This window comes from Mycobacterium sp. DL (genome assembly GCF_039729195.1).
Classification (GTDB): domain Bacteria; phylum Actinomycetota; class Actinomycetes; order Mycobacteriales; family Mycobacteriaceae; genus Mycobacterium; species Mycobacterium hippocampi_A.
Genome location: NZ_CP155796.1, coordinates 4,206,964 through 4,215,655, shown reverse-complemented (window position 1 = coordinate 4,215,655; position 8,692 = coordinate 4,206,964). Strand labels below are relative to the sequence as shown.

At 64.3% G+C, this 8,692-nt stretch carries 9 protein-coding genes and 2 pseudogenes; 4 read left to right on the top strand and 7 right to left on the bottom strand.

Features of this window, described 5'->3' with window-relative positions:
* Positions 1-51: 51 nt before the first annotated feature.
* A pseudogene (locus ABDC78_RS20145) lies at positions 52-239 on the bottom strand (hypothetical protein); the annotation flags it as partial.
* 122 nt (positions 240-361) lie between these two features.
* A pseudogene (locus tag ABDC78_RS20140) lies at positions 362-748 on the bottom strand (group III truncated hemoglobin); the annotation flags it as partial.
* Positions 749-948: 200 nt separating this feature from the next.
* Here ABDC78_RS20140 and fdxA point away from each other — a divergent pair.
* Genes fdxA through ABDC78_RS20120 form a run of 4 tightly spaced genes read left to right on the top strand, consistent with a single transcriptional unit; the run spans position 949 to position 2,705 of the window.
* Complete coding sequence (fdxA, locus tag ABDC78_RS20135; RefSeq protein WP_178361632.1) at positions 949-1,293, top strand: ferredoxin; 345 nt, start codon at positions 949-951, stop codon at positions 1,291-1,293.
* Positions 1,290-1,922 carry a helix-turn-helix domain-containing protein gene (locus ABDC78_RS20130; RefSeq protein WP_178361631.1) on the top strand — a complete coding sequence of 211 codons (633 nt, stop codon included), beginning with the start codon at positions 1,290-1,292 and terminating at the stop codon, positions 1,920-1,922. The genes fdxA and ABDC78_RS20130 overlap by 4 nt, the downstream gene beginning before the upstream one ends.
* Complete coding sequence (locus ABDC78_RS20125) at positions 1,919-2,344, top strand: hypothetical protein (protein ID WP_178361630.1); 426 nt, start codon at positions 1,919-1,921, stop codon at positions 2,342-2,344. Before ABDC78_RS20130 ends, ABDC78_RS20125 begins: the two co-directional genes overlap by 4 nt.
* Before the next feature lie 19 nt (positions 2,345-2,363).
* A complete protein-coding gene (locus ABDC78_RS20120) occupies positions 2,364-2,705 on the top strand; it encodes a cupin domain-containing protein (protein ID WP_178361629.1) in 342 nt (113 codons plus the stop codon).
* 46 nt (positions 2,706-2,751) lie between these two features.
* Here ABDC78_RS20120 and ABDC78_RS20115 read toward each other — a convergent pair whose 3' ends face one another.
* From ABDC78_RS20115 to ABDC78_RS20095, 5 genes are all read right to left on the bottom strand, one after another.
* The gene (locus ABDC78_RS20115; protein WP_256736424.1) at positions 2,752-3,195 is read right to left on the bottom strand and encodes a hemerythrin domain-containing protein; all 444 of its coding nucleotides are present in this window, start codon (positions 3,193-3,195) and stop codon (positions 2,752-2,754) included.
* 1,173 nt (positions 3,196-4,368) lie between these two features.
* Positions 4,369-4,767 (bottom strand): hypothetical protein, encoded by a 399-nt coding sequence (locus tag ABDC78_RS20110; protein WP_256736423.1) that lies wholly within the window; start codon positions 4,765-4,767, stop codon positions 4,369-4,371.
* Positions 4,768-4,772: 5 nt separating this feature from the next.
* Positions 4,773-5,138, bottom strand: a complete 366-nt coding sequence (locus ABDC78_RS20105; RefSeq protein WP_256736422.1) for a hypothetical protein — start codon at positions 5,136-5,138, stop codon at positions 4,773-4,775.
* A 163-nt stretch (positions 5,139-5,301) separates the two neighbouring features.
* Positions 5,302-6,918, bottom strand: coding sequence for a site-specific integrase (locus tag ABDC78_RS20100; protein WP_256736421.1), 1,617 nt, complete (start codon positions 6,916-6,918; stop codon positions 5,302-5,304).
* Positions 6,915-8,630 carry a hypothetical protein gene (locus ABDC78_RS20095; RefSeq protein ID WP_347133167.1) on the bottom strand — a complete coding sequence of 572 codons (1,716 nt, stop codon included), beginning with the start codon at positions 8,628-8,630 and terminating at the stop codon, positions 6,915-6,917. Before ABDC78_RS20095 ends, ABDC78_RS20100 begins: the two co-directional genes overlap by 4 nt.
* Between the last annotated feature and the right edge of the window lie 62 nt (positions 8,631-8,692).

Here is an 8,692-nt window from a genome sequence, read left to right as displayed (position 1 = left end):
GCTCAGTCACAACGGCGTGTCAGATCAAGTTTGGGGCGTTCATCGATCGCGGATGAAATCACCGAAGACCGTTTCGACATCGTTCTCGATCATCGCGTAGATGGTGGCCGCCAGGTCGTCGCGCGGCAGGCTGATGAAGCCGGCCCCCGCTCGATCAATGTCGGCTCGTGGCCGGTTCGGTGCGACCGGGGCGCGAGTGACGGGCCCGCCGCACCGGGTCCGCTGATCGCGATTCTCATGGCCTGAGCTCCTTCGACCGCCACATCGCGACATTGTCGATGACCCCTGAAGCGTTCTCGATACCAACCGCCGACTGGGGATGCATGTGCGGGGAGCAATGAGATGAGGCCACCGACGACACATCGAGTTGGCTGGCGTCGCCGCCTCGCAGACGCCGGTGAATGGACTTGGCGATTCTGGCGGCTTGGATCTTCGCGCGTTCCGCGACAGGACCTTGGTACATCTCGTCGACGGTGGCGTTCCACAGTTGCAGCCAGCGCACAAAGTGATTGACGCACAACGGATGGCGATCATCGAGCTGCCGATGAACGACCATCGCGTTGCCGTGGTAGAGCCCCGCGCGGAACAGGACGGTATCCCAGAAGTCGCACATCACCGCGAGATGCGACTCGAGCCCCCTAGCCCGTAACTCGGTGAACGGCTCGGCGAGAATGTCGTCGGCGAACACTTGCCCGTAGAAGCGCCGCAACAACTTCTCCACGTCTGCACGGTTGGCCAGATCCGTTATCGCTAAGGGTTCGTGGGCGAGTTCTGCCCCTCCCGGTCGAAGCACACGCTTCCCGAGGCGCGCCGTCAGCCAGTGGCCCTGCACCGCGGCGTCGTGGCGAGTGGTCAACGGTGGGGGCAGATCGGCGTCGGCCCTGTCGCGCTGCGACATTCATACCTCCCTCCATATTTTTACAAGTGATGTCGTATAAACTGTAGTTCATGACGTACGTGATTGGGAAGCCATGTGTGGACGTGATGGATCGGTCCTGCATCGAGGAGTGCCCGGTGGACTGCATCTACGAAGGCGGGCGCGCGTTGTACATCCACCCCGACGAATGCGTGGACTGCGGCGCGTGTGAGCCGGTGTGCCCGGTCGAGGCGATCTACTACGAGGATGACCTCCCCGAAGAACAGGTGCCTCATCTGGCCGACAACGCGGCGTTCTTTACCCGATCTCTGCCCGGCCGCGACAGCCCACTGGGCTCACCGGGCGGTGCGGCAAAAGTCGGCCCCCTCGGGGTGGACGCGCCACTGGTGGCGGGGCTGCCGAGGGCACAAGAGTGAGTCGCGAAGGTGTGCTGGCTGTTCTGAGGGGTGTGGCCAGCGCGTTGACGATCCCGCAGATCGCCGATGAGCTCGGCGTGCATCCGAATACGGTCCGGTTCCATCTGGACACCCTGGTCACCGAGGGCCGGGTCGAACGTGTCGAGCCCGACCGCGGGCGCCCGGGACGTCCGCCGCTGATGTTTCGCGCTGTGCGTGGGATGGACCCCGGCGGGACCCGACGCTACCGGGTACTCGCCGAGATCCTCACGTCGGCCCTCGCCGGGGACCGCAACGCCAGCGCCAAGGCACTCGAGGCGGGCCGGGCGTGGGCACGGCGGGTGACCGGCCCGACGCGAAAGGCGCCCGGCGCCCAACAGTCGATCACTCGGCTGGTCGAGTTGCTCGACGACCTCGGGTTCGCACCGCAACGACGGGAAGCGCACGGACAGGAGCAAATCGGGCTGCGTCATTGCCCGTTCCTGGAACTCGCGCAGGATCGCTCGGCGGTCGTCTGCCCGATCCACCTGGGGCTCATGCAGGGCGCGTTGGCGGCGTGGCGTGCACCGGTCACGGTTGAGCGGCTGGATCCGTTCGTGGAGCCGGACCTGTGTCTGGCCCACCTCGCATCGTCGGTGGTGGCATCGTGAGTCTTGCGTCGGCGTTCGCGGTCGCTCTCATTTTCGTGTGGCTGGGCATGGTGCTGGCCATCTCGTTCCTGGAGGCGCCGCTGAAGTTCCGGGCTCCGGGGGTAACGCTGCAGATGGGACTGGGCATCGGGCGCATGGTCTTTCGTGCGCTCAACACCGTCGAGTCGCTCCTTGCCGCCGCGATCCTGGTCGCCTTGTCGCTGAGTCGCCCCTCCGTCAGCGTCGGTGTGGTGTTCGTGATCGTCGTCGTCGCGCTGGTCGGCCAGCTGCTGGTCGTGCGACCGCGGTTGGCGCGCCGCTCCGATGCGGTGTTGGCGGGCGATGAGGGGTCTCGTTCGCGGGCGCATTACGCGTACGTTTGGCTCGAAGTGGTCAAGGTGATAGGCCTTGCCCTCGGCGGAATACTGTTACTGTCCGGCTGAACAGGAGAGACATCCCGAGATGGAATCGATTTCACTGATCGACATGGCCCATGAGAAGCTGACCGAGGCGCGCACGGCACATAGCGGCCGGGCTGCGCACACCATTCACGGTGGTCACGATCACGAATTGCGGCAGACGGTCATGGCGCTGGCGGCCGGGCGGGAGCTGGCTGAGCACGACAGCCCGGGTGAGGCGACACTTCAGGTGCTACACGGCCACGTCCGCCTGTACACGAAATCTGATGCGTGGGAAGGGACGACGGGTGATCACGTGACGATCCCGCCCGAGCGGCACGCGTTGACGGCCATTGAGGACTCGGTGATTCTGCTGACGGTCCTCGCGCAGCTTCCGCGCGCGTAACGACGCTGCGCGACACGTTCGTGGGGTCGGCCGGTGGTGCACTCAATCACCCGGCGATCATGTGTCGGCCTGGGTGCGCGTCATGCCATGCGTCGATCGATGCGTCCCACTCGTCGCCGTCCAGCGCGGTCAGCGAGGCGGGGAAGAGCCCGTCCTCCTCCTTGCTGATGTGTTCATACAGATCGGACACCGCCTCGCGGATGGCCTGCTGGCCGTCGGTTGAGGAGATGTCGACCGTGGCGAGCAATTCGGCCAACTCGCGGTGCTCGCGAACGAGTGGAGTGATGTGCTCGGCGTACATCTCCTCGCGCGCCATCACCCGAAACAGCCCGGTTTCCTCGCCGAGCCAGTGCGCGGCCAGTTCGGTCGCCATCTCAGCGAGCAGGTGCCCTGCCCGGGCCAGGTCCCCCCGATCGATGGCCCGCACCGCCTCGCCGCCGAAGTTGATGGCACGTTCGTGTTCGGCGATGTAGTCACGCAGTAGCGGCATTTCTCGACACCCGCAGTAGTGGCACATCACTTCCAAACGCTACGCGTCGGTCCGCCGGGGTGTCTGGACTCACCGGAGTCGGTGCAGGACGACATAGCGGCCATCGCGTCGACCAACAGCGAACGGACGCCCATTGGTGGAGGCCGTCCTGTGTATTTGTGCGCCGCATCGCCGTCGCCGTCGCCGACGCGACACCGGGTCGTTCCGGGCTGAGCCCTTATGCTCTTGACTTTGGCCTCGGTTGTTCTCGAAGTCATCGGCGACCTTGGCCCGCCGTCGCCGCGACGGGGGTTGGGCGTCGTTCATGCAGCGATTCCGTCGCACCGTCTCAGCGGTCGCAGGCGACCGCCGGCGAGCATCACGATAGTGCCGCTGGGATTGCGGAGGTCGGTGAGCCTGTAGTCGTTCTCATAGAGCGCTACGCCGCGAAGCGGACGGCAGCCGTGGGCTCCTTGCGGCAAGGGAAAAGAGGTGAAAACCGATGCTGGGTTGCGATTCGCGGCCTTGCTCCCCAGAGCGCCCCCCAACTCGCACAAGCGGGGATTCACCGTCGTCGTCCAAGTTGAGAATCCCGTACCCGTCAGCTCAGCGTGACCATCGCGAACCGGGATGTAGGCATCATTCCCGGCTGCCGACCAGGCGGTTTACGTCGCCGCTCATGGCGGACTTGGTCAGAGCCAGCACTCGGGCGGGGGCGAGTTGTCCGTTGGGTCGTGGTGACCCGGCGATGACGATGCCCGCGAGGGGTAGGGCAGTGAGGAAGCGTTGCAGCGCGGCGGTGGTCGGGTGGAGGGTGAAGCCGTGGAAGTGCGGGAAGTTCGCGAGGGAACGCGGCCGGTGCCGAGGACGTCGACTTCGAGGTGCACGAGGAGATCCATATCGACATAGCGTGGCTGGGTGACGGGTTTCGCGCACTTTCCAGCGACACAATATGGGCCGGAGTGACGCGCCGCTCGTAAGGCAGAGAAGTTGGCGCCGACACCTTCAGGATCTCATGTGCTCGGGGGGGTCCTCTCAATGGCGCTGAGCGCGCAGGCCGGGTGTGGAGAGATTCCGCGGGCGCGTTCGGGGCGACCGGCTGATATGTAGGGGAATTGGTCAAGAGGGCAGGGTGAAACGGCGGCCGCAGTCCAGTGTCGCCTGAACGTCTTGTGCCGGGGGACAATCAAACAGTCACCGCCCGGGGTGTTTGCGTGGCATCGAAACAACGACATTCGCTCCGGAGGTTTCGTGCGTGAGTTCAGTGATCACCGCTGAGAGCGTCCTGATCTTGCTTCGCAGTTGAGCATTCTCGGTAGTCAGTTCTTGGTTGTGATCGCGGGCCTGTGCCAGTTGTCGTTGCAGCGCCTTGACATTCGGGGTGACGGGTCCGCACCCGACCGTCACCTTGAACTCGTTGAGCAGATCGCTGTGATGTTCATAGAGTCGCTGTCGTGACACTCCCGACTCGTCAGCCAAGGCCACCACAGTGCGCGCGCCGTTGCTCTCCTCAGCTTTGTTGTCGCGGATGCGGTTGATGGCGGCCCGGACCCGTTGGCGTTCCTCATCGTTGCCTGCCGCGGCATCGCCCATCAGAGTCATTCGTCTTCTTCGCCCTCAGTTCGGACTGTCGTCGGCCGGCTGGATTCGTGTTCTGCGAGGGCCGTCCGGTGTTCGATTAGGCGGAACTGAATTCGTTGCCGCAGTGGTTCGGGGAGTGCGAGGGTTGACAGGTCGCGTTCGAGTGCTGTGACGTGCTGTCCAAGGTTGACTGCGTCGCGGTCGGTGCGGGCGGCGTTAACGCAGCCCAATCGGCATCGACTCCAAGAGGGTTCAGCGGAGCTGTCGGTAGGTTCCAGGCAGGCCGCGGTCGCGCGCCGGAACACGCAGGTTACGACCGCGCCGTGGTGGATCTGCAAGTCGGGATTCGATAGCGCCTGGTTGATCTGAGTCTTGGTGGTCACCGTCAAACCCGCAAATATGCTTGCCCTGGCGACTCGGGCCCGATATTCATCGGCAGCCGGACCGGAGACGTGCTCACCGTGTTCCAGTCGATGGTGATCGTCGTGGATGGTCTCAGCTCGGTGCAGGAACTGTTCGAAGGTGATGTCGTCGAGGAATCCCGCATCAGCTCCACCCACCGGCGTACCCTTGGATCATTTGTGCGTGCAGGTGGCCGTATTGCGTTGCGCCGGCGATTGTTCCACCTGGTCGCCGGACGATGTGCCAGGCCAGTGTGCGTCGCAGGCGCGGCACCTGGATTGCGCCGTGCGGGTCGGCGCCGATCAGCGGATGGCTGATTGCCGGGCCGATATCGCGGTTGAACCATTCGATGAAGCTGGTGATGTCAGTGTTGATGGAGCCGGGTGTTCTAGTCCGGGTAGCGCCGAAGCGAAATTGGTCCTCGGAGAACAGTTTGAAACCCGGAAAGAGTAGATCGCTCATCGTGATCTGCTCAAGAACGGCGACGGCATGGGCGGTTTCGTCGGTCACGACCCACGGGATCGTGGCCGGCGATCGGTCCCTGCGCTGCTCACCGGCCTTCAACTGGTGGCCCGACATGAGAGTCAAAGCCAGCTTGGAGTCCCTGCTGATGCATCCGCGTCGCAGGTTCAGTGCCTCGCCGGTCCGAACACCCGACAGGTAGGCGATCACGAGGAAACAGGCCGTCGTAACATGGCGAAGCAGTTCGATGAGTTCATTGGCAGAGACGGGGTTTTCACGCCAGGAGTGCGTGCCGATGGCGCTGAATGTGTTGGTGCGCAACATGTCCACGTCGATCGGCAGTCCGTGCTTCGCGATCAGGACCGACGTCTCTTTCATGCGTTTCAGTTCGGTGTGGTGCAGCCATCCCCCCACGGCCAGCCCCATCAGATCGACACTGGTCGTGTCGCCGGTGCGGATACCCGGAAGTGAGACATCGTTGCGGCCAAGGGCGGCAAGCAGGCATTCGAGTTGTGCCTTGGTGGTTTCGAACACCGACACCGTGCGAGTGGGAGCTCGACGAATGTCTGGCGCGATCTGATGGGCCAGATACCGCATCGCGAGAAGGTTGCGTGCTGCGGGAAGGAGATCGGCGGCGACTGTGTCGGTGACCATCAACGCCGCCGAGAGCAGCGGTTCCATGACATCGGGATGAATGCGCGGGGTCGTGTTCGGCTTGCCCCAGGATGACTCGTAGTGGGCGAGCCCGCGTGCACTCGCACCGCCCCACAGCGGGCCTGCGGGGAGTCGGCAATGCGCGGGCAGGGCATCCCGGTACAGGTGCAGACGCTTGACTGCCTGCAGCGCGGAGCGTTTGGATCCGGCGCTGACACCGCTGGTCTCGGTGACGTGGCGCAGATAGTTGTCGAGGCGTTCGGCGCTGACCTGGCCGAACGAGCTGACACCCCTTTCGGCCAGCCACATCGTGAACCGGCGTAACGGCACCAGCTCGCCCAAGATCGTCTTGATGTGCGGATAGAGCGATCGGGAACTCTCAAGGCGGGGTGGGTCGTCAACGATGTTGAGCAGGGCGAACAGGTAGAGCTTGCAGGCGTGGCGAAATGGCGTCGGAAACCCCTCCCAGTGCACTGCTTGTCCCGCGCTGTGGCGGTCCTCGATCGCTGCGGACAAATCCCACACCGGATCGCCGAATCGACATCGGGTCGCTTCGATGTGAAGCGTGCGGTCGATCAGGACCTCTGTTTCGGGGGCGACGTGGACACCTGCCACGACGTCGAGTACTTCCGCTGTGTGGGTCATGATGCTTCGAGGTTTCCGGTCAGCAGAAGGTTGACCGCCTGGTGATCGCTGTCGGTGATCTCGGCACGCGCGGCGGCCAGCTGGGCCGGCTCGTACTCGGCAAAGATGTCGTCCAATTGCGCGAGAGGACCCGCGTGCTCGGCGATCCACTGCCCGATGGGCATCTCTGTCCGCAGGCCGCGAAGCCGGTCAGCAACAACCAGTTGAACCGGTAGGTGGCGCGGGAAGGCGCGGGCGTTGCTGCAGTCGAGGCAGGCCATGAATGACTGGCGGCACTGTTTACCGTCGATCGGCGAGTGCTCGAAATCGGCGCACGTGCCCAGCACCGCGTCCTGGCCGGATCCGTTGTCCTGAGTGTCCGGCTGCACCGTCATTGAGCGTCGTGCCAGTGCTCGTGCGACCTGGTCATCGAGGGCCTCGGCGACGATCTGGAATCCCTCGTTGCGCACCGGGTCCATGCGACTCAGATAGCGAGCCAACGTGGCAGGGGTGTGGGATGTGGGCTTACGGACCTGCTCCAGGTAGGTCTTGCGCAGCCGATCCATACTGGTACCGAGGAACAACTCGTCATCCTCGGCATCACCGGTGAGCCACGGCGCCATCCACCGCCGTCGCGCATTCACTCCGGAGGCTGTGCTGCTGATTCCGTATCCGAAGAGTTTCTGCTCGACACTGTCAGGCTGGGCGCTGTAATAGATGAAGGCGTGCTGGGACCCGGTCAGCGCGCGGGCCGGTTCGGTCAGCTCCAGCAGCAACATGAAGACCCCGTACGCGGTCGTCAGCGACGTGTTGGCTACTGCTGCGCGCCGATTCTCCCCACCAAGTGGCCGCAGTTCGGGGCATAGCGCGGTCACCGGCACCGTCATGACCGACCGCTTCCCACGACGAGGCTTATTGGCGGTGACGAACACGATGCCGGGTTCATCGGGGCTGCTGGCGTGTCGGTGCGGCGCCGGCAGCGAGTCCAGCGTCGACAGGTTCAGACCGGTCAATCCGGCGAGCAGAACACCAAATGCCCATGCCTCGCCCGGACTCAGATGCAACAGCGACTGAAGATGGCATCCACCAGCTGCGGCGGCTACCCGCCGCGTCACGTAAGCCCTTGCACCCGAAGCAGTACGAGGGAAATCTCCCTCACGGGCGCAATGATCGAGCACTTCGGCCAGACTACGACCGGGGTCTGCGCGGGGGAGGTGATCGAACTGTCCCGCACGATAGTCGTCGACCATCTGCCAATGAGTCTTCAGCCGGGTACGCGCCCGCCGCACCATTCCCCGTGCAACGACAGTGATGCGGCGAAACTCCTCGGTGGAATAGGGCTGGCGTGCCGTGTTCGTCTTCGGGTGACGCACGCGCGTGAACGCCTGGCGCGCCTCATCGGAGACAACAGGACTACAACGCAGCAGAGTCTTCAGGCTATGCAACGGGCCAGGACCGCTGGGTACCCGACACGATAGGGCGAGCAGCCGGGCATCCGCGGCGGACAACTCAGCCAGTCCCTGCATTCCTGGCCGGTTTTCGGCGAGCCAGCAGCAGGCATGCCGGGCAGACTGCCACAGGGCCCCGGCACCTCTGATCCGCTTGGATACGCCCAGCACACCGGTGGCGTCCTCGAACGCGGACGAGAAATCGCGGCGGATCCCGTCAGTACCCGGCAGTGAACCGAAGTCGAAATCCTTCGACTGCGTGCCATCCTCGCTGACGAACGTCACGATCAACCCACGTCGCCGCGATACCGGTCGCCACGCCGGATCCGGCTGCACCGCACGGTGAC